Source organism: Nostoc sp. UCD121, assembly GCF_014222285.1.
Taxonomy (GTDB): domain Bacteria; phylum Cyanobacteriota; class Cyanobacteriia; order Cyanobacteriales; family Nostocaceae; genus Nostoc.
Genome location: NZ_JACKZS010000022.1, coordinates 13788 through 35255, shown reverse-complemented (window position 1 = coordinate 35255; position 21468 = coordinate 13788). Strand labels below are relative to the sequence as shown.

18 protein-coding genes are annotated in these 21468 nt (G+C 39.4%); 9 read left to right on the top strand and 9 right to left on the bottom strand.

From position 1 onward, the window contains the following. Positions 1 to 284 precede the first annotated feature (284 nt). On the top strand, positions 285 to 992 hold the full coding sequence (locus tag GNF10_RS07440; protein WP_185584479.1) for a hypothetical protein: 708 nt from the start codon (positions 285 to 287) through the stop codon (positions 990 to 992). A gap of 8 nt (positions 993 to 1000) precedes the next feature. Here the strand turns inward: GNF10_RS07440 and cobO are convergent, their stop codons facing one another. The 3 genes from cobO to GNF10_RS07425 form a co-directional block, all read right to left on the bottom strand. Beyond that, positions 1001 to 1678 carry a cob(I)yrinic acid a,c-diamide adenosyltransferase gene (cobO, locus tag GNF10_RS07435; RefSeq protein WP_185584477.1) on the bottom strand — a complete coding sequence of 226 codons (678 nt, stop codon included), beginning with the start codon at positions 1676 to 1678 and terminating at the stop codon, positions 1001 to 1003. 334 nt (positions 1679 to 2012) lie between these two features. Beyond that, entirely contained in the window at positions 2013 to 2468 is a 456-nt protein-coding gene (locus tag GNF10_RS07430; protein ID WP_185581607.1) for a GFA family protein, read from the bottom strand. Between the two features lie 127 nt (positions 2469 to 2595). Next, positions 2596 to 2829: a plasmid pRiA4b ORF-3 family protein gene (locus GNF10_RS07425; protein WP_260446180.1), complete on the bottom strand. Its 234-nt coding sequence runs from the start codon at positions 2827 to 2829 to the stop codon at positions 2596 to 2598. Between the two features lie 105 nt (positions 2830 to 2934). Between GNF10_RS07425 and GNF10_RS07420 the strand changes: the two genes are divergently transcribed. From GNF10_RS07420 to GNF10_RS07410, 3 genes are all read left to right on the top strand, one after another. Then, complete coding sequence (locus GNF10_RS07420) at positions 2935 to 3471, top strand: nucleotidyltransferase family protein (RefSeq protein ID WP_185581608.1); 537 nt, start codon at positions 2935 to 2937, stop codon at positions 3469 to 3471. A 171-nt stretch (positions 3472 to 3642) separates the two neighbouring features. Continuing rightward, positions 3643 to 9066, top strand: coding sequence for an ATP-binding sensor histidine kinase (locus tag GNF10_RS07415; protein WP_185607135.1), 5424 nt, complete (start codon positions 3643 to 3645; stop codon positions 9064 to 9066). Between the two features lie 420 nt (positions 9067 to 9486). Further along, positions 9487 to 10149, top strand: coding sequence for a nuclear transport factor 2 family protein (locus GNF10_RS07410; protein WP_185586399.1), 663 nt, complete (start codon positions 9487 to 9489; stop codon positions 10147 to 10149). A gap of 51 nt (positions 10150 to 10200) precedes the next feature. Here GNF10_RS07410 and GNF10_RS07405 read toward each other — a convergent pair whose 3' ends face one another. Together GNF10_RS07405 and GNF10_RS07400 are read right to left on the bottom strand one after the other, a co-directional pair. Then, positions 10201 to 10641, bottom strand: coding sequence for a (2Fe-2S) ferredoxin domain-containing protein (locus tag GNF10_RS07405; protein ID WP_185586398.1), 441 nt, complete (start codon positions 10639 to 10641; stop codon positions 10201 to 10203). A gap of 193 nt (positions 10642 to 10834) precedes the next feature. Beyond that, the gene (locus GNF10_RS07400) at positions 10835 to 11515 is read right to left on the bottom strand and encodes a GntR family transcriptional regulator (protein WP_185586397.1); all 681 of its coding nucleotides are present in this window, start codon (positions 11513 to 11515) and stop codon (positions 10835 to 10837) included. Positions 11516 to 11610: 95 nt separating this feature from the next. Here GNF10_RS07400 and GNF10_RS07395 point away from each other — a divergent pair, with 95 nt between their 5' ends. The 4 genes from GNF10_RS07395 to recJ all read left to right on the top strand — a co-directional run bounded on the left by GNF10_RS07395 (position 11611) and on the right by recJ (position 17364). Further along, the gene (locus GNF10_RS07395) at positions 11611 to 13251 is read left to right on the top strand and encodes a 2-isopropylmalate synthase (protein ID WP_311774124.1); all 1641 of its coding nucleotides are present in this window, start codon (positions 11611 to 11613) and stop codon (positions 13249 to 13251) included. Between the two features lie 185 nt (positions 13252 to 13436). Then, entirely contained in the window at positions 13437 to 14249 is an 813-nt protein-coding gene (locus GNF10_RS07390; RefSeq protein ID WP_185586395.1) for a PD-(D/E)XK nuclease family protein, read from the top strand. Between the two features lie 52 nt (positions 14250 to 14301). After that, entirely contained in the window at positions 14302 to 14943 is a 642-nt protein-coding gene (locus tag GNF10_RS07385; RefSeq protein ID WP_185586394.1) for a GNAT family N-acetyltransferase, read from the top strand. Positions 14944 to 14946: 3 nt separating this feature from the next. Continuing rightward, positions 14947 to 17364 (top strand): single-stranded-DNA-specific exonuclease RecJ, encoded by a 2418-nt coding sequence (recJ, locus tag GNF10_RS07380; protein ID WP_185586393.1) that lies wholly within the window; start codon positions 14947 to 14949, stop codon positions 17362 to 17364. Between the two features lie 74 nt (positions 17365 to 17438). Here the strand turns inward: recJ and GNF10_RS07375 are convergent, their stop codons facing one another. Then, positions 17439 to 18110, bottom strand: coding sequence for a pentapeptide repeat-containing protein (locus tag GNF10_RS07375; protein WP_185586392.1), 672 nt, complete (start codon positions 18108 to 18110; stop codon positions 17439 to 17441). Between the two features lie 272 nt (positions 18111 to 18382). Continuing rightward, positions 18383 to 19057 (bottom strand): cadmium resistance transporter, encoded by a 675-nt coding sequence (locus GNF10_RS07370; protein ID WP_185586391.1) that lies wholly within the window; start codon positions 19055 to 19057, stop codon positions 18383 to 18385. Between the two features lie 697 nt (positions 19058 to 19754). Here GNF10_RS07370 and GNF10_RS07365 point away from each other — a divergent pair. Continuing rightward, on the top strand, positions 19755 to 20192 hold the full coding sequence (locus GNF10_RS07365) for a cyclic nucleotide-binding domain-containing protein (protein ID WP_114081859.1): 438 nt from the start codon (positions 19755 to 19757) through the stop codon (positions 20190 to 20192). 244 nt (positions 20193 to 20436) lie between these two features. Here GNF10_RS07365 and GNF10_RS07360 read toward each other — a convergent pair whose 3' ends face one another. Both GNF10_RS07360 and GNF10_RS07355 read right to left on the bottom strand, forming a co-directional pair. Beyond that, positions 20437 to 20931, bottom strand: a complete 495-nt coding sequence (locus tag GNF10_RS07360) for a hypothetical protein (protein WP_185586390.1) — start codon at positions 20929 to 20931, stop codon at positions 20437 to 20439. An 8-nt stretch (positions 20932 to 20939) separates the two neighbouring features. Then, on the bottom strand, positions 20940 to 21458 hold the full coding sequence (locus GNF10_RS07355; protein WP_185586389.1) for a hypothetical protein: 519 nt from the start codon (positions 21456 to 21458) through the stop codon (positions 20940 to 20942). Positions 21459 to 21468: the final 10 nt, after the last annotated feature.

Sequence of the window (21468 nt, the reverse complement as noted above, 5' to 3'; positions counted from 1 at the left end):
GGGCTAGACAATAGGGTAAGCTGTGCGTCCCTATTAATTGAGAGGGTTGAATATATTATGAACTTCACCCAATGGGATGAATCTCTTGGATGAAGAATATATACTTTAACTGGTGGTAATGTAAGATTGTTGAGCTAAATTAAATGAAAACTTTAGTTTTTGACAGTTTTCTTTTTTGGACAATAGTAATATAAGTCGTTAACAAAGTCTTTGACAATTAAGACTTGGTTATAGTTTAAGTAAGTTCTAGAGAACTTAGTTGATTTTTTAACAGGAGAAGTAGGGTGCTTAACAACCTTTATCAGTTCTTATCTCCCCGCCAGTGGGGAATTTCCCTAGCGGGCTTAGGCTTACTTCTCGGTTTGGGCTTTATAGGCAAGCAGACTCAAGTAGTACCAGTTACAGATTCTCCATTATCATCGGCTCAGATTCAAAAAACCACAACCTCTGAAAACTCCCTTTTATCGCAGCTAAGAAAAGTTAGAGAGCAGAGAAGTCAGCTGAGAGCATCTGCTGGAGAGAAAGAGATTTTTGTACATCAGAGCGGAAAAACACTCCCTAGAACCACAGCGCTGGTTCCAGATTCTCAGGGAGCTACAAAAGGTGCAGAAGGTTTGCCAAAAGTGAATTTTCCTGTAAAAGATGGGGTTTATCTCTATGGTCAATCGCCAAAATCGAACCAGCTTGGTCAAGGTTATATCATATTTCAAAAGCAGCAGGACAAGATAACTGGTGCATTGTATATGCCCCAATCAGAATTTAATTGTTTTCAAGGTACGCTCAACAAGTCAGGAGAGTTGGCGATGACGGTTAATAGTTCGTCAAATGAAGCCAGTACTCCTCGATCAAATCAAGTAGCTGCAAACAGCAACCTACCTAGAGTCAGTGAAGATGAGTTCAGCAGTTATCCTTACTCAGTGGCTCTGCAAGACTTTTATCAATTAAATTCCATTACAGCTAGCGATCGCCGCACGTTGCAAATGTGCAAATAATCGTTAAGTTAATACTCAATTCCTGGTTGCGCTTTCACGCCTTGATCGCGGAAAGGGTGCTTAATTAAGGTCATTTCGGTTACGAGGTCAGCACGCTCAATTAAACCAGCCGGTGCGCCTCTGCCTGTGAGAATAACGTGCTTATTAGCTGGTTTTTGCGCCAAACCCGCCAAAACGTCCTCTAATGGTAAGTAAGCCATTTTGAGGGCAATATTAATTTCGTCCAACAACACCAGATGAAAATCTGGGTTGCGAATATATTCTAATGATTTTTCCCAGGCGGCACTAGCTTTGTCAAGATCGCGATCGCGGTCTTGAGTTTCCCAAGTGAACCCTTCGCCCATTGCGTGAAATTCTAACTGGTCTTCCCAAGAACTGAAAACCCTTTTTTCTGAAGGTTCCCAGCTTCCCTTGATGAATTGGACGATCGCTACTTTATACCCGTGACCTAGCGATCGTAACACCATCCCCAAAGCCGCAGTGGTTTTACCTTTACCATTACCAGTATTTACAATAATTAACCCTTTTTCTGGTACAGCTTCTGCTATGCGCTTGTCTTGCACTTCTTTGCGTCGCTGCATTTTTTTGCGGTACTGTTCATCAGTCAGAGATGAAGACATTACCTCATCAATCAAGCGCCCAATTTCTTGATCTTGGTTTAATTCTTGTGGTGTATCGTTTTTCATCAAGCTTGTCTAGAAATAACTGTTAAAAGTGTTGGGAATGAACCAAAATCTTCTTAATTATCCAATTTCACTTAAATTACTTGATTGGAAATGTCCAGTAAGTTTTCATGGGAAATATTAATAGTATGTTACCTTTATTAAGGATTTGCAGACAAGTAGAAATATATAATACACAAACTGAAATTATAATTTGAGTTTACTATTACTGTTTTAAATAATTTAATATGTTCATTAAAGCATTTTAACAATAAAAATTTCTGATTATCTCCTTTGGTAAAATCATGAGCTAGATGCTTTAAGCCTCAAGAGCTATGATGTCTAATATCAGGAGCATTTATGGATGTTGTTGTTTCCATTCTTCCCATAAAGGCTGCGTATCCTCTGGTTGTCCATCATAGTTGAGCAACTGATCTGAAATTATCACCCATGACTGGGCACTGCGTGTCCAAATGTTACCCACTGGACGTAACCAACTTGTATCATCTAAGGTTCCAGCTTTGACATTAATAGTATCGGTTTTATAAGTCCGTTCATGGAACACTCGCGTTCCGCAGTCGCCACAGAATAGGTTATTTACTTCACGTCCACTATCATTTTTCCGAGTCCAAACTTTCGGTTTTTCCTGAACAATTACAACAGCATCTCGTAGTACTGTAAGAGACATACCAAAGGCACTAGACGATTGTTTCTGACACTCCTTGCAGTGGCATAGATAAAGGGTTAAAGGTTGGGCATGAATTTCATAACGAATCTGTCCACATTGACAACCTCCAGTATATGGAAGACTCACAAGTTTTATCTCCTGATATTTTGTGTTGCTTTATTGTAACTAAAACTATCTCAATCTTAAAGCGGGTTTTAGTAGGCACAAATAGAAGACTTATGAACACGATTCTCTATGTTTCCCTAAATCCTCTTCATCCTTCATCTTCATCCGATTCATCATCCTCACTCCAATACTGTTGAGGTGCATTTCCGTGAACTTCTAAAATTTTTGGTTTTTTGATTTTGTTATCAGGTGGATTAATTGCTTCTAACTGCACATCAAATTTCCAGTTATCACCAAAATCATAAAGATAGGTCATCTTACCACCCGGTTCTAGAGACACATCACCAATCTGCACTTGGTCGGCAAATGGGGGTGTTTCCATATAGGCATGACATAAGTGTCATAGTAGGTCTATCAAGACCGTAAGCTTAATGAGATGTGAATGATAATATTCTCATCTTCTAGTTGACAATCCCAAGAGTTTGATATGAATAGTAACACTCGTCTACAGATGATTTTAGCTAATACACCTATTGATACAGTATTACCTGCGATCGCTCAACTAAATCTATCTAACTGGTGGTTAGCCGGTGGTGCAGTCCGAAACACTGTTTGGTCTTCGATTTTTGGCAATGACTGTGGGTTAGGTATTAAAGATTTTGATATTGCATTCTTTGATATAGAAGGAAATCGTTCTCAAGAACTAGCAGCAAAGACGACTCTCACCGAACAATTTCCTCATGACGAGTTTGATGTCAAAAATCAAGCCAGTTTTGCTCGTTGGCGGCTTGGTAGCAGACCCTATACTAGTACAGAGGATGCGATCGCAGAGTGGCTACACACTGCTACTGCTGTCGGAGTTCGACTAAATGCACAAGGCCAATGGCAATTTTTCACTCCCTACGGGTTAGATGACCTGTTTGATGGAATTATTCGACCTACGCCAGCACATACTCATAATATAGATGCCCACAATAAGGCATCTGGATTCTTGCAGAAGTGTCCTAATCTGCGTTTGGCGTAAAACTTAGAGTAGATTTTCCGTTACAAGGGAATAATCGCGTTTCAATTTATAACCCTTGAATACGGAATCACAATGTTAATAATTTTCTACCACTGGGAATAATTAAAATAGAACCCCTTTTATGACAAGACGGGGGTAGTACTAATTTTGTTAGTTTATAGGTAAAAATCAATGCCAAATCGTACTGGATACCCAATCAACTCAACTCTCCACGAAGGAATCCAAACAATTATTTATCAAACACAAATGCCAAAAACGCAACAGCGAGTTATCCTCAAATTGCTTAAGAATGAATATCCTACTCTTGAAGCCTTTACTCGCCTGAAAAATGAGTATCAAATTCAGCAAGGTTTAGACCATCCCAACATAGTTAAATCTATTAGTTTAGAAACCTTTAATGATCGAGTTGGACTGTTATTAGAAGACTTTGGTGGTCAATCTTTAGCCAAAATTCTTCAGACAGAAAAACTTGACTTAATTAACCATTTAAATATTGCTATTCAACTGACTAAAGCTCTAGATTATTTACATAAACATCAGATTATTCATAAAGATATCAAGCCTAGCAACATAATTGTTAACTCCCAGACAGGTATTGTTAAACTCACTGACTTTGGTATAGCCTCCCGCCTCAATAAGGAAAATCCCCAATTTAATAACCCTAACTGCGTTGAAGGCACACTTGCCTACATGTCTCCTGAACAAACGGGGAGAATGAATCGTATTCTTGATTATCGCACTGACTTTTATTCTCTCGGTGTGACTTTATATGAAATGCTCACCGAGAAAACACCATTTTTTAGTCAAGATCCCTTAGAACTAGTTTATAGCCATATTGCTGTTCAACCGAGAAATCCACAGTTATTAAATCCAACAATTCCTAACGCCATCTCAGAAATTGTGCTGAAGTTGATGGCGAAAAATGCCGAAGATAGATATCAAAGTGCTATAGGATTATTAGCAGACTTAGAGTTATGTCTTAACCAGTTAAAAACTCAAGGTACAATTACTGATTTTGTTCCAGGTCGTTTAGATGTCTTAAGCCAGTTATTAATTCCTCAAAAATTATATGGTCGAGAAAACCAAGTTAATGAACTACTAGCGGCATTTGAGCGTGTTACATCTGGAACTAGTGAAATGATGCTAGTTTCTGGTTATTCAGGTATTGGTAAATCAGTTTTAGTTAACGAAGTTAATAAACCCATTACTCGCAGACAAGGTTACTTTATTTCTGGTAAATTTGACCAATTAAAACGAAATATACCTTATGCCTCTTTAATTCAAGCTTTTGCCTATTTAATGCGGTATTTACTGACAGAGAATAATGAAAAAATACAAAACTGGCGTGAAAAAATATTATCAGCTTTAGGAACAAATGGTAAAGTCATTACTGATGTAATTCCCGAAGTAGAATTAATTATTGGTACACAGCCAGACGTTGCCCAAATTGGTGCAACAGAATCACAAAACCGCTTCAATCGAGTTTTTAAAGAATTTATCCAAGTTTTTACCCAAAAAGAACATCCCTTAGTCATATTTTTAGATGATTTGCAATGGGCAGACTCAGCCACATTGAATTTAATCCAACTACTTGTAACTGATAATGACAGCAAATATCTATTATTTATTGGTGCATATAGAGATAATGAAGTTAATGCAGCACATCCTTTAATCCAAAAAATAGAAGAAATTAAGAATGCTGGCACAGTTGTTAATAATATTGTGTTGCAACCTTTAAATTTAGAGAATGTGACTCAACTAGTTGCAGAAACTTTACAAGAAGCAGATATTAACCCTGATTCTGAATACAACACTTTTAGCGATAGAATTATCCAGCTAGCTGAATTAATTTCTAATAAAACAGGTGGAAATCCATTTTTTCTCACACAACTTATTCAGGCACTTCATCAAGAAGGACTTTTGAAATTTGGCTTTATTAAGGCTCAATGGCAATGGAGCTTAAAGGATATTCAAGCAATTGGAATTACCGAAAAGAATGTAGTTGAGCTAGTTGCCAGTCGAGTTGAGAAACTACCAAAATCTACTCAAGATGTTTTAAAATTAGCAGCTTGTGTGGGCGACAGATTTAGTCTTGATGTTTTATCGATAGTCAATGAAAAATCAGCTTCTTTGACAGCCAATGATTTACACTCAGCTTTGCAAGCGGGATTAATTCTACCTTTAAGTGAAGCTTACCGTATTCCTTTAGTTTTTAATCAAGAAGAAGCGGTTAATTTAAATTTCGACACTTCACGAGTGGGTTACAAGTTCTTGCATGATAGAGTACAACAAGCAGCATATTCGCTGATTCCAGAAGAACTCAAGAAATCTACTCACTTAAAAATTGGACAATTGCTTCTACAAAATATCCCAAAGGAGGAAATAGAAGCTAACATTTTTGATATAGTTAATCAGTTGAATGTAGGTATTATTAACCTAATAGAACAATCTGATAAAACTGAATTGGCACGATTAAACTTAATTGCAGGGCGAAAAGCTAAAGCTTCTACAGCTTATGAAGCTGCGCTTAAGTATTTTACAAATGGGATAGAACTTTTAACTATAGACGCTTGGCAAACTGAATATAACTTAACTTTATGTTTATATGAAGGAGCCGCAGAAGCAGCCTATTTAGGCGGTAATTTTCAGCAGATGCAGCAATGGGCTGAGGTGGTGCAGCAAGAAGCCAAAATCCTTCTAGATAAAGTGAAAGTCTACGAAGTACAGATTATCGCTTCTATCATTCAAAGCAAGCAACTGGAAGCCATTCAGATAGCAGTATCAATTCTAAAATTGTTAGGAATAAATTTTCCAGATGAACCGACATCAACTGATATCCAGCAGGGGATGGATGATATTGCTGTTTTTTTGAAAGATAAAGCCATTGCAGATTTAATTAACTTACCATTAATGTCTGATCCTAACAAGATTGCAGCCATGAAAATCTTAATGGGAGTTCTCCCCGCGGCTTTTCAAACTGCTCCTGCAATGATGCCAATTATTGTTTGTAAAATGGTCAATTTGTCTTTAAATTATGGCAATACGGCTGTATCTGGCTATGGTTATAGTCTTTATGGCTTACTTCTTTGTGGAGTTCAAGGAGAAATTGATTCTGGCTATGAATTTGGTAAATTAGCTTCTAGTTTGGTGTCACAATTTAATGCTGAAGAACTCAAAGCTAAGATTCTAACGGTTGTTAGCGCTCATGTTATGCACTGGAAGGAGCATGTTAGGGAGACATTAACATCATCAATGTCTGGATATGCTAGTGGTCTAGAAACCGGAGATTTAGAATATGCTGGCTATTGTGGTTACATTTATCCCTATCATTCCTTTTGGTTAGGTAAGGAACTTTGGGTTTTAGAAAAGGAATTAATAGCTTACTGTGAATCGCTGAAGAAAATCAATCAGCAAGTAGCTTTAACTTGGAATTTAGTATATTTGCAAACAGTTTTAAATCTGAAAGGAAATTACGAAAATGTAGACTGTTTAATTGGAGAAGCCTATGACGAGCAAAGTATGCTGCAAATTCATCAGCAAGTAAATGATCTTTACACAATTAATCATTTATTTGTCAATAAACTAATGCTCTCTTACATATTTGGGGAGTATTTTAAAGCTGTAGAATATGCTGCGATCGCAGAAAAATCTTTAGGTGGTGTCACAGGGTTGTTTGTTGTTCCACTGTTCTATTTCTACGATTCTTTAGCACAGTTGGCAATATATCATATTGCTAAAGAGTCAGAGAGGCCAGCTATTCTAGAAAAAGTCCAAGCTAATCAGCAAAAGATGGAACTCTGGGCTACTCATGCTCCGACAAATCACTTACATAGATTTTATCTCGTGGAGGCAGAACGGTGTCGGATTTTGGGTCAAAAGCTGGAAGCAATGGACTACTATGAAAATTCTATTGCCAAATCTCAAGAGAATGGTTTTCTCCAAGAAGAAGCTTTAGCTTATGAGTTAGCAGGAAAATTTTATCAATCTCTAGGTAAAGAGTTAATTCATCAAACCTATATAACTAAAGCTTATTATGCCTATATTCGTTGGGGTGCGATCGCTAAAGTTAAATACTTAGAATCAAAGTATACTTTTCTAGTAGGACAAACTACTACTGTAGAAACTACTACTTCCAAAATAGATACAATTCACCTCACCACTACTACAACTACGAATAGTAGTAGTTTAAGCGATTTTTTAGACTTTAATACATTCATCAAGTTTTCACAAGCGATTACCAATGAAATTGTTTTAGAGAATTTGTTGAGCAAGCTAATCAAAATTTTACTAGAAAATGCTGCCGCGCAAAAAGCAGTATTACTCCTACTCAAAGATAATCAACTATATATCGAAGCTTCTGGAAATGCTACTGACAATGTAGCAATAGTTTTACACTCTATTCCTGTTGAGACCTATCAGGATTTACCACTTTCTGTGATTAATTACGTTTTTCGCACTCAGCAATATCTTGTATTGAATGATGCAATAACTACAGAACCATTTAATTTTGATATTTATATTCAGAAATCTAAAATAAAATCAATCTTTTGCTTGCCCATAATTTACCAATCACATCTTACCGGAATTATTTATTTAGAAAATCAGTTGTCATCAGGAGCTTTTGTTACAGAAAGAATAGAGGTATTAAAAGTCTTGGTTTCTCAAATGGCTATTGCCATACAAAATGCCCGTTTGTACACAAGAGAACAAGATAAGTCTAGAGAATTAGAACAGTCAATCAAAGATTTACAAGAGGCACAACTACAACTTATTCAAAGTGAAAAAATGTCTTCTTTAGGAAATTTGGTTGCAGGTGTAGCACATGAAATCAACAATCCAGTTGGTTTTATTACAGGTAGTATCGTCCAAGCAAAAGATACTGTTAATGATTTAATAGGCTATCTGCAACTATACCGAGAAAAGTTCCCGAATCCTGGTGCTGAAATTGAAGAAAAAGCCGAAGAGATAGATATAGATTTTCTACTAGAAGATTTACCTAAAATGATTGATGGTATGACGGTAGGAACACAGCGCATTCGTAACATTAGTACTTCTCTTCGTACTTTTTCCCGTGCCGATACTACCTCTAAAGTATTAGCTAATATCCATGAAGGTATTGATAGTACTTTGTTGATTTTACAGCATCGTTTGAAAGCCGATCATAACCGTCCGGCGATTCAAGTCATTAAGGAGTATGGAAATATTCCATTAGTGAAATGCTATTTAGGACAATTGAATCAGGTGTTTATGAATATTATTGCCAATGCAATTGATGCTTTAGAAGAAGCAAATATCGGTCGTAGTTTTATGGAAGTCCAAGAAAGGTATCCGAATATTATTACTATCTTAACTAAGATAGAAGAAAATAATAATCTGACAATTAAGATTCAAGATAACGCTAAAGGAATGCCAGAAGAAGTTAAAGCTTGTATCTTTGAAAATCTATTTACAACCAAATGCGTAGGAAAAGGTACAGGATTAGGATTATCTATTAGTCGCCAAATTATAATAGAAAATCATAGTGGAAGTCTGATTTGTGAATCCGTCTTGGGACAAGGAACAGGATTTATAATTTCTATTCCCGTTTTGGGATAATAATCTCTCATGATAGAGATAGATTAGCAAAGCTATAGCAACTGATACTCGAATTGTTTGATAATTCGGGTATTTTGTTTGTCAAGAATAATTCATTACATTCTCTTTTTTAAGCTTGCTAGAGTAAAGGTTATTTTGCTGTTAAAAACTATGCAACTGGTAAAATCATTACTTAACCAAATCAACACAAAACTGGTCTAATTTAGCACTTAAAACTTTACGTGTTGCCTGCTATCATAATAACTAATTGTATACATCAAATCTTGTACTATCTTTCTCATTTACTAACTGATATAAAAATAAACTCTAACTAAATATGCAATAATTTTAGTCTAGTTTTTATCAGCTCATATCAGCCGTAAATTAAGTTTGTAGGAAGTTACAAGATGTGAAAATCGTAAATATTAAGGTGGTTCTCCTGTGGAAAAAAGAAGAGAAGGTGGGCGGATAGTTTCAAAGGCTATCTCGTTTTTGTTAAATCAGATTAGCTTGATTGTGCTTGCAGTTATTCTTGTGCTGTTTATTGGAGGTAGGTTTGAACTAGCAAGTGCAACTCAACCTAATGCAGAATTAGAAATTCAAAAATTAACATCCTGTTACGCCCTGGGAACTGATGCCATTGGTAGAGGAAATCTCCTAGAAGGAAAAAATATTTATCGGGATTGTTTTACTCAAGATGCAGTACTAACGGCCATTTTTCCTGATGGAACAACTCAAACAAATTATGGGACAGATTCTTGGGCAGATTTTGTCTATTCAGTATTCCAAGGAAATGGTTATACAGCTACCCAACATTTGATGGGTACGATCAACATTTCAATTGAGAATAATAAAGCAACGATGACCTCTTATCTCCATGCGACTCACAAGCGTTCGGAAACTAGTATTGATGTCGCTAATGGTACTTATGAAGATCAAGTTGCCAACATAAATGGGCGCTGGAAAATTCGTAAACGTACTCTCAAACTCATCGATTTCTTGAATCTCAGTTCACCGACAGTTGACTCTTCAAATGCTAATGCCCGAAGCAGTAATTCATCAGCTACATTTGTAAGACCAAAAATGTCTGGTTTCAATAAATAATTTTTTACAGAGGTAAGGCAAAAATAAAAAGTAAAAAGTAGAGAATACTTTTTACTTTTTATTCTGTTTGATGTAGGAGTAAAGAAGTTCGCGTAGGCGTAGCCCGTCGTAGACATCGCTCCTAGGATTTACAATTAAACATGGACTATTACCACCATTTCCATTACTTACAACAACGACAGTAATGCCTACTTTTGGACAAATCCCTAAACAACTGGTGCTAACAACCCGAAATTCTCCCCATAATCCCTCAAATTTTAAACGAGATTTTAACCAATTCTCTAAGTCTTCGGAAGCTGTTGAGCCTGATTGCTCGTTTGTACATTGTGAACACACAAGCACCAAACCAGACTCCCATCGGGGAGAAACGCTGGGAATAGAAGTTTCTAAAGGGCGAGAATTTATTAAGGGCGATGTCTGCTCAGAAGTGGATGCAAATCTCTTGAAGATACGTTGGAGCAATCTCTTAATACGCCGGATCAGTTTTTTCATTGACTATCCTATTTATTTCTCTGAACAACTTAAAAAGACCTTTCCCTGGTTTTACTATGTAAAACCGTCCCTCTCCGAGGCGGAGAGGGATAGAGTTGAACTTGAATATAAAGGCTGAAAGAGGTTTGTTGAACAGGATAGTTTAATTTTCCCGTTTAGTCTGTTCTGGTTGATCATCTAGTTCCAACAAGAATCAGCGTTTCTGAGCAATTTGCTGTAAGTATGCAATTAGCTGTTCTCCTGCGGTGTCGATGTGTCGTTTTAGCAACCTGACAGCAGCTTTTGTATCCTGCTTTTGACAAGCATCTAAGAGTTGATAGTGTTCTTTTTGCGATCGCTCTTGGTAATCCATCTGCGCTAATTGTACGCGAACATAGCGATCACAATTAACGTGTAAAGTTTTAATCATCCCCAACAACCGAGGACGTTCAGCAGTGGCGTACAGCGTCGCATGAAATTCCCAGTTGAGTTTTGCCAACATACCTGCATCAGTTGCTTGATTTGTCGCTTCCAGAATCACAGCAGCTTTTTCTATATCTGTTTCCTTAAACTTGGGTATTGCCAACTGCATCGCTTTCACTTCTAAAGCGCTGCGAATTTCACAGATTTCTTGCGCCTCTTGTGCTGTCAACACTGATACGATCGCACCACGATTTAAATGCAGTGTCACCAATCCTTCTGCTTCTAGCTGCTTGAGCGCTTCGCGCACGGGAATGCGACTAACGCCAAACTGAGTGGCGATTTCATCCTGTCTCAGTGATTGTCCTTCCTGAAAAATGCCGCGCAGAATCGCTTCTCGCAAAGCATCGGCAATTAAATCTGGGGTACTGCGTTGTTGTTGCAGCACATTGGCTGCTAAGTCATTTAAGTTCATGTTGAATATTGTATACAAAATCTAAAATATTGTATACAATATCCAAAGTAAGTTTTTTAAACATCCCTTCAATACCACGGGAGACATTTATGAGCATCGCATCTCAACCAGACCGAGTTATTATCTTCGACACCACGCTACGGGATGGCGAACAGTCACCGGGCGCAACCCTCAATGTAGAAGAAAAGCTGGCGATCGCTCATCAACTAGCTCTCCTTGGTGTCGATGTCATTGAAGCAGGTTTTGCCGTTGCGAGTCCGGGAGATTTTCAAGCTGTTAAAACCATTGCGGAACAAGTCGGAATACCTGGCGGGCCAATCATTTGCAGTTTAGCTAGAGCCATTCGCCAGGATATTCACGCCGCCGCCGAAGCTTTGAAGGGAGCAGATCGTCCCAGAATCCACACGATGATTTCTACCTCTGATATTCATCTGAAATATCAGTTGAAAAAGTCTCGCAGCGAAGTATTAGCGATCGCATCAGAAATGATTGCTTATGCCAAATCCTTTGTAGACGATATAGAATTTTCACCAATGGATGCCAGTCGCACTGAGCCAGAGTTTCTTTATGAAATTTTGTCAAGAGCGATCGCAGCAGGTGCAACTACAATCAACATTCCTGATACCGTTGGTTACTGCACACCTAAAGAAATCGGAAATCTGATTCAAGGGATTCGAGAACATGTTCCTAATATTGATGGGGTGATTCTTTCCATTCACACGCAAAATGATTTAGGTTTGGCGACAGCTAACGCTTTGGCTGCAATTGAGTATGGTGTGCGTCAGGTGGAATGTACTATTAATGGCATTGGGGAACGAGCAGGTAATGCAGCATTGGAAGAAATTGTGATGGCATTGCAGGTTCGCAAACCATTTTTCAATCCTTACTTTGGTCGTCCGGTTGATGCCGATACACCCCTGACTAATATTAAGACTCAGGAGATTTATAAAACCTCATCCTTGGTTTCCCAATTAACTGGGATGCTGATTCAGCCTAATAAGGCGATCGTGGGAGCAAACGCTTTCGCCCATGAGTCTGGTATTCACCAAGATGGGATTATCAAGCATCGCCAGACTTATGAAATTATGGAAGCTGCTGCGATCGGTTTGCCAGAAAATCGCATTGTTTTGGGCAAGCACTCTGGACGAAATGCTTTTCGTACCAGGCTCAAGGAGTTGGGGTTTGAATTGAACGAGGCGGACTTGAATAAAGCCTTCAATCGGTTCAAAGATGTCGCAGATAAGAAGAAAGAAATATCAGATTGGGATTTAGAAGCGATCGTTCGAGATGAAACGCAGATTCCAGTAGAAAGTGGCTTCCAAATCGAACACGTTCAGGTAATTTGTGGTGACTGTACTTGTCCAACTGCAACTATTACAATTGTTACCCCCGATGGGAAAATCCTCACAGATGCGAGTGTTGGCACTGGGCCAGTGGATGCGGTGTATCAAGTAATTAATCGATTGGTGCAGATTCCCAATCAACTAATTGAGTTTTCTGTCCAATCTGTGACTGGAGGAATTGATGCACTAGGAACTGTCACAGTTCGCTTGAAGCATCAAGAGCGGATATTCTCTGGACAAGCATCTGATACTGATATTGTGGTAGCCGCAGCTTATGCTCATATCAACGCTCTAAATCGTCTTTATCGTTATTTGCAAACAGAGAGATCCCATTTTGAGTTCGACGAGGCTAAAAAGCCACCGCAGGCAAAGCAGGTAAATGTAAATCTTTAGGTTTACGCGATCGCCTACTTCCTGAATTAAATCCAAAACCTCCTACCAGAGTCAATTCACCCGTCGCACTCACATTAATAGGACTTACGCAAAAAATAGCCCAAACCCTAATTTCCAGGTAGGGGCAATTCATGAATTGCCCCTACCGCGTGTAGTTTTGCGTAAGTCCTAATTAAAATAGAAGAATGCTGTTAACTTCTACTCAACTACTGCGATTATCTCAAGGACAACTCAACTTACTAGAAGCTTGTCCGCGTAAGTTTCAACATACCTATCTAGAAAAACTCAATTCGCCCTCAAATCCAGAACAAGAAGAACGGCAAACTTTGGGTAGTCGTTTTCACTTGCTAATGCAGCAGCGAGAAATGGGTTTACCAATTGATAGTTTTTTGCAAGCAGATGCTAAACTGCAAAGCTGGATGCTAGGTTTTGCTGATGCAGCACCTGAAATTTTAACGGCTGCATCTGATAATCAAACTTTCCGTGAAAGTGAACACTACCGCACCCTGCAAGTTCAAGATTATCTGCTGACGGTTGTCTATGATTTATTGATTGCAGATAACCAACAAGCGCAAATTCTTGACTGGAAAACTTATCCTAAACCACCCAATAAACGCGAGTTAGAATCCAACTGGCAAACACGGCTTTATCTATACGTATTGGCAGAAACTAGCGATTATTCATCAGAAAATATTTCCATGACTTACTGGTTTGTCCAATCTGAGGGTAAGCCGCAAAATATTAAATTTAATTACAATACTGTTCAACACACAAAAATAGCACAGAAACTTAATCAACTGTTAAGCCAGTTAACTAATTGGCTGGAAGATTACCAAAATAACCAGCAGTTTCCTCAAGTGGCGGAGGGTAGCAAAACCTGTGATTATTGTCAGTTTGCCAAACGGTGCAATCGCACACAAGTTCCCGAAGAAGCAGTGAAAGACTCATTGCCCAATTTTGACAGCATTCAAGAAATCTCACTTAACCACATACATTAAAGGATGTTTGTCAAGTCCAATAAGGATATAAAAAATCACAACTTCTAAATTTATGTCAACTTTTGACGAAACTGAAGCCATTTATGTCCGCGAATTAGGAATTGATGACATTGCTCCCGTTTACCACTTGGGAGAAGGGTTATTTACCAGCGATTTATATCCTTATTTGTACCGCACCTGGGATGAATGGGAGGTGATTGGACTTTACAACACCGATCCTGAATATTGTCTTGTGGCTGAAACAGAAGGAGAATTAGCCGGATTTATTTTGGGAACTATCATCACTAAAGCATCCTGGACTTATGGATACATTTTATGGTTGGGAGTTAGCCCGAAGTATCAGCGTCGGGGAGTAGCAGACAAGTTGGTGGATAAAGTCGTCGCCCGGATGATTGAAGATGGGGCGCGATTTATGCTGGTAGATACCGATCCCACCAATACTTCAGCCTTAAAGTTTTTTAACCGCAAGGGTTTTGGTAATACTCGCCAGCATATTTTTTTGTCGATGAATTTAAGCAAGCATGAATATTATGGCAGATTAATTGATTACGAACACCAAAAAGCTGAAAGAGCAGGTTACAAGCGATCGCGTCCGGCAATTCGCGCCCGTAAAGCTGATAGCGTCGCTAATGAAGTAATTCTTAATCCCCTAGTGAATGAATCTCAAACAACTGAGGATCAATCCCCGATTTAAACAATGCCAGAACAACAGCAGTGGACTATAACAGCAACCGAACAACCCCCGGAATGGTTCATCCAAGCGGTAAAACAGCATACACCCCTATCAAGTGGAATATATGCAGCGCAATTGTTGTGGCAACGGGGAATTAAAGATCATCAACAATTAACAGCTTTTATTAACTATAAAGCTTACCAACCAGCGAGTCCCTTTGAGTTTGGGCAAGAAATGGACTTAGCGATCGCACGGTTGCAACAAGCATATAACGCTAAAGAGAAAATTGCTATCTGGGGAGACTTTGATGCTGATGGGATTACCGCTACATCTGTACTTTGGGATGGATTAGGGCAATTTTTTAAACAAAATACTCAGTTAATTTACTATATTCCCAATCGCCTGAAAGAATCTCACGGTCTCAATAATCAAGGTATTGATAACTTAGCAAAACAAGGTTGTAAATTAATTGTTACTTGCGATACTGGCAGCACAAATACTGAGGAAATTATCTACGCTAAACAGCTAGGCATAGATGTAATAGTTACAGACCATCATACTTTACCAACTGAACGCCCACCTGTCGCAGCAATTATCAATCCCCGCTATTTTTCAAGAGAACATCAGTTATTTAATCTTTCTGGGGTAGCGGTAGCTTATAAGTTGGTGGAAGCGTTATATCAAAGTCTGCCTAGTGTTGCCAAACATCCGTTAGAAGATTTATTAGATTTAGTAGCAGTAGGATTAATTGCCGACTTAGTGCAGTTAAGTGGAGATTGTCGTTATTTGGCGCAGTTGGGAATTCAACGACTACAAGAAGATTTTAAACAGCCGCCAGCAGCGCGTCGTCGTCCGGGAGTGGGGCGATTATTAGAATTGTGCCAGAAAAATGGCGATCGCCCCACAGATATTTCCTTTGGTTTGGGGCCAAGAATTAACGCCGTTAGCCGCATCCAAGGTGATGCCAGTTTTTGCGTAGAATTATTAACTAGTCGAGATGCCAAACGTTGTAATGAATTAGCCGAAGTTACAGAACTTGCAAACACCAGGCGCAAATCTTTGCAAAAAGATGTGCAAGCGCAAGTAGCACAAAAACTTACTCAATTAGACTTATCAACTACTAGCGTCATCGTTCTAGAAGATGCCCAATGGCCTGCGGGTGTGTTGGGCTTAGTTGCTGGACAAATAGCACAAGAAACAGGTCGCCCGACTATTTTGTTAAGTACAGAAGGAGATGGGGGAGAAAATCTTACTTCCTCATCCCCTCCCCTCGCCCGTGGTTCCGCCCGTTCGGTGAACTCCGTCGATTTATACCAACTGGTGAAAGAGCAAGCACATTTGTTACATCGCTTTGGCGGACATCCCTTTGCAGCCGGGTTGAGTTTATTAGTAGAGAATATTCCTTTATTTACAGCAGCGATTAATCAGCAGTTGCGGCAATCTTTAGGTAGTACAACCCTAACGCCAACCGTGCAAGCAGACTTGACGGTGACAGTTGCAGACTTGGGAAAAGAGTTATTTTTAGAACTGAGAGTGCTAGAACCTTGTGGAATGGGTAATCCTGTTCCGAAGTTGCTAATTCAAAACTACTGGTTTGAAAATGCTTGGCATCGCAATCAGCAGGATTGGCAAGGAAAAAAGGTACAGTACATTAAAACCGAGTTTGATATTCGGGATGATTCCGGCAGAAGTGCTTTTCCTGGCTTATGGTGGGGGCACTACAAAGATGAATTACCCATAGGAAGGTGTGATTGCATAGCTGAATTAGACTACAACACCTTTAAAAAACGTTATGAAATCAGATTAATTGCTGTGCGTCCGAGTGTTAACTCAGCACTGAACACTCAACACTCACCACTAATCTTAGACTTACGGAATCGGGAATACTCACAACAGGCTACGGCTAACCCAACTCAAGACGGGCTAAACGACCCATTACCGCTAACAGCGTTAATTCTTGAAGATTGCCCCACGAGTTGGGATAATTTACGCCTATGGTTGCGGCGATGTCTAGCGATAAGCCGTTCCGCATCTACGCTTTCCAATCAACAACAATTAGCGATCGCTTGGTCTAAACCCAAGCACCAACCACCCAATCAAATTTGGCTGACTCTTGTCGGAATTGCCAAATATCTCAGCCGCACAAATCAACCAGTTACGCGCGTCCAACTTTTAGAGAAAATCGGCATCAGCGACCAAACTTTACTTGTAGGAATCAAAGCTTTAAAACATTTAGGGTTCACAATCAAACGACAAGACAATTATTTACAAATTACCTGGCATCCGAGTGATAGGGCAGAAAACCTTGCTGATGAAACAGTGGCACGATTTTTAGCTGCTGTCCGAGAAGAACAATTTCAGCAACAGTATTTTGCTGACGTGCCTTTATCTACTATTGTGGCGATCGCAAACTCCGATAATTATATGAGTACAAACCTTTAAAAATAAAAGCCTGTATTCATTACTGAATCAGGCTTTTGAGGTTTTTATTAAATTTACTCAGAACTTCAGTTTAATCACTGAACAGTGAATCCTTCAGGCCTGATCGCACCTTCCAAATCGACCCCCATCAAGTTAACTCCCTGGATGTTTGCATTTGTGAGATTTGTCTTTTCCAAGTCTGCGCCCTGTAGGTTAGCCATTTGCAGATTTGCTCCCAACAGGTTGGCTTTTTCTAAGTCTGCATCAAATAGGTTTGCTCCTACAAGGTTTGCTCCCAAAAGGTTTACCTTACCTAAATCTGCTCCTTGAAAGTTTGCCCCTTTTAAGTTTGTTTGCTGTAGGTTAGCCCTTTCTAAGTCTGCATTTTGTAAGTTAGCACCCTCTAAATTTGCCGCTTGCAGATTTGCATCCTTAAGCATTGCTCCAGTTAGGTTACATCCAACACATTCATTAGTTTGTAATAAATGTCTAACATTTGTTGCTACAGATACAACTGGAGGTATAACTGGGGAAGTTACAGATTCCATCGGCGGTGTAACCGGAGGTATGATTGGAGCTAGTTCAGACTCCATTGGCGATGTAACGGGAGATGTAATTGGAGCTAGTTCAGACTCAGTAGGTATGGATGTTGTTAATGTTTGAGCTTTAACTGCTTGCTGGTCAAGGAGCGAAAATCCTGCTACAAGTACTAGAAATACTGCTGTTACAATCCACCGAGTTAGTTTTTTGGAAATTGATTGATTCATGAGTTCTTTCCTGTGATTATTCGTAGTAGTGGGTTTGCTTGTATAAGAGCCATCAATAATGTGCTTTATTCTCACTTTAGATAAATTGATTGATAAGATCAAATATTATTTTGATTCAAGTTGATAAATTCAAGTGATTAAAAAATCTTTTTGGATGGGCAAAGCTCAGGTGATTGTTTGGTTATGTTAGGGAATAGCACCCATCTGCGTAGGCGTAGCCCGTCGTAGACATCGCATCCCCAAGTAACAAGTTTTCAGTTCGGGTGTAATTCCTAATTAGAAAGCATTGCCAGACTAGGTAACAGTCGATATGATTCACTTTTAATTAAGATAGAGAGTCCCAGGTAAATTAAGACAAACGGGAAGACTTTTCGGCCGAAGCGGGTTAAAACGGGGGTCATCAGAGGATTACGAGTCAGGTTGTAAGAAAGGAAACACCACGCCCCAATACTGAAATAACAAACACACAAAATTACACTCAAACTTGGAAGATTACTACTAGCAAACAACGGTACATAGATCCCAATGTTGTTTCCTCCATTGGCAATGGTGACAGCAGAAACGCGATAGGTTTGAGGATCGCGGATGGTTGCTAATAATGATTTGTTCTGGCGTTCAGATTTAAGAGGAGACTTTAACTCAACTGACACAGCTTGCACTGTCTCTCCTTCCTCTTCTCGGCTGATGAGATTACTGATACCAATGGCGATGGGAAGCAAACCTAGTAATCCAATCCAGGTGCTAGGAATCAGAAGACCACCGAAGAAACCAGGGAGACTAGCGCATACTAAGGTAGTAAATCCCAGAAATTCACCGATAATAATATGCTTAGGACGAAAGCTGCGATTGACTTTTCCAAAAAAAGCTGTCAAATATAAATTGTCGTCAAAAGTGGTGGCAAAAGCGACAGAGATTCCAATAATTAATGTACTAATTAGCCAACTCATAATTGTTGCTCACGATAATTCAATGCTGTTATGTCCTAGTCCTTCTCTGCACCTCGCAGTGAGGGTAGATGAGGAGATGTTGTGACTGTTTTACCTAACGACAAACGATTCAGGTTCGCTAGTCATCAGCCAGTTCCCCAGTTTTTAGAGGCGATTGCCTCTAATCAAATTGGTGATTTTTTCCTCAGCAAGGTACCTTGGGAGCTCATGAAGTCAATATTATGGCTTTCAACCATATAAGAGCAAATACTCTTGTTTTTTAAAACGATAAATAAAGGTGATTGATAAACAGTCTGTTTTATAGGTGTTGCTTTAGCGGGGTTGGCAAAGTTTTTAACAAAACTAGTTTCCCCTAGCTGGCAGTTGGTTAAGCTTCATACTGAGAGTTTAAGAGCGTAGTTTAACGCCGTAGGCATCGCTCCTATTGAATAAGAGGCAAGGGGGCAGGGGGACAGAAAAGAATGGGATTTGACCACACCTGTTGCGCCAGCTTCCCGCTCTTTACTAAGGACTTATAAGAAGTGGGGGACTCAGACTCATGTTCCCCCCGCTCCCTGCTCCCTTCCTCCTCTATCAAAGACAGACTAAAGTTTGAGATATTCTTGGCGGCTAGCGTTCAACATCGGTTAATATGACTAATTGCGCTCTGGCTTCAGGTTTCAAATTTACAGTAATGTTTTATGTTTAACTTGTAATTATGCTAACCAGTGTTGACCGTTTATTATTTGTCCGGCGAGTCCCGATTTTTAAGGAATTGCGGGATGATTTTATTGTGCGGCTCACTTCAGTGATGAACGAACTGTCATTTCCAGCTAATTACACCATCTTTCGCCAAGGAGAAGAAGGGCGATCGCTTTATATCGTCGTGTCAGGCCGGGTTAAGGTTCACATCGGCAATAAAATGCTTGCAGAGGTGGAACAGGGAAAATATTTTGGTGAGATGGCAGTATTTGATACTCAACCTCGTTCTGCCACTGCAACAACTTTGGAACCTTGCGAATTTTTGGAACTGACGCAAGAGCAATTGTATGATGCGATCGAAGAAACTCCTGAAATTGCGGTGAATATCATTCGTGAGTTATCCCGTTTGATTCGCAAGTTAAATGACGATATGAATTTATCGAACTCGCGTTAATAATTTATAGCAACTTATTAAGAATTTTATCGATAAAAGACACTGTTTATTCGCCGCTTCCCAACTCTGCTTGCTGTACTTGAGGTTTCCCAAATGCCTTAGAGATCAATACAGTTCAGTTAAGCATATCTTATTGCCTTAGAAGTGGCGGATATCAAAGAGCATATTGCCCGTACCTGCTTTTTTGGGCGGACAATATACCATCCGATAAGAGTCATACTTAGATTGTGCAACGCCAAAATATTTAACCTAAAGGCTCTCTGAGATTTCGCAACAACCCTCCAATAGCAGTAAATTCGGGAGTGTTCTTTAGAGCTTTTAGGGAATTTGTATCAGCTTTGTCAACAATGGTATTGTAAGTATTAATTGCCTGATTAAGCTTAGTTACATTCACCCCCGTTCGCTCTGTCACCAAGCCGTTGAGGTTCAGAATTAAATCAGTTGTCAATACAGGATCAGCCCCGGCTAACACTATAGAAATAACGGTTTTGGCAGCATTAGCATCAACTCCTACTCCCAACACAGTTGCTAAAACAACGGCTGCATTATTAGCCTTATCACGTGGCCCAACAATTTTAAAACTAAGATTTTCTCCATTTGTTTTCTTGATTGTAACAACCCTTGTTATAGTTTCTTCAGATAAACTATTAGGGGTTTGTGCTTGACTTGGAAAATTCCCCAATCCTAAAAGTAGGGGACTAAGACTCAGAGAAATCAGTAAAGACTTGAACTGGCTCATAATCATCTTTATGGATTAGATATAACTATTGTGTTACCACCAATTTGCAAAGAAACGGAGCCATTGGGCAGTGCAGAAATGGAGTTACCTACAGACACAATGGCAGCCGCTAGTGTCGGAGAACTTTGTCCCGCACCAGCAACTGTTTGAAGCGATATGCCACCAGCAACTGGCGCTTCAGTGCTACTCACCGTTAGAGTAGCCCCCGATGCAAGCAATGATGCGATTTGTTGTTGTGTCGAACCGCCAGATTGTAACGCCACAACAGCACTTTGTGCAGCCGCATTCAAAGCCGCTTGAACCGTCGGCGAAACGGTAATAGTAAATGTTCCACCACCTGTTTGAACATTAACGGGGACTGAAAAAACGCTAATACTACCAGCACCTGCGTTATTACCACTGACTGAACCGGCTGTTCCTTTACTGGGACTATTTTGGCTGAGTTGGGCTTGGCTTGGTAACTGCCAAGCACTCAACAGCAGAGGACTCAGACTAAAAGCAAGGATTAAAGACTTGATTTTTATCACGATCATTCTC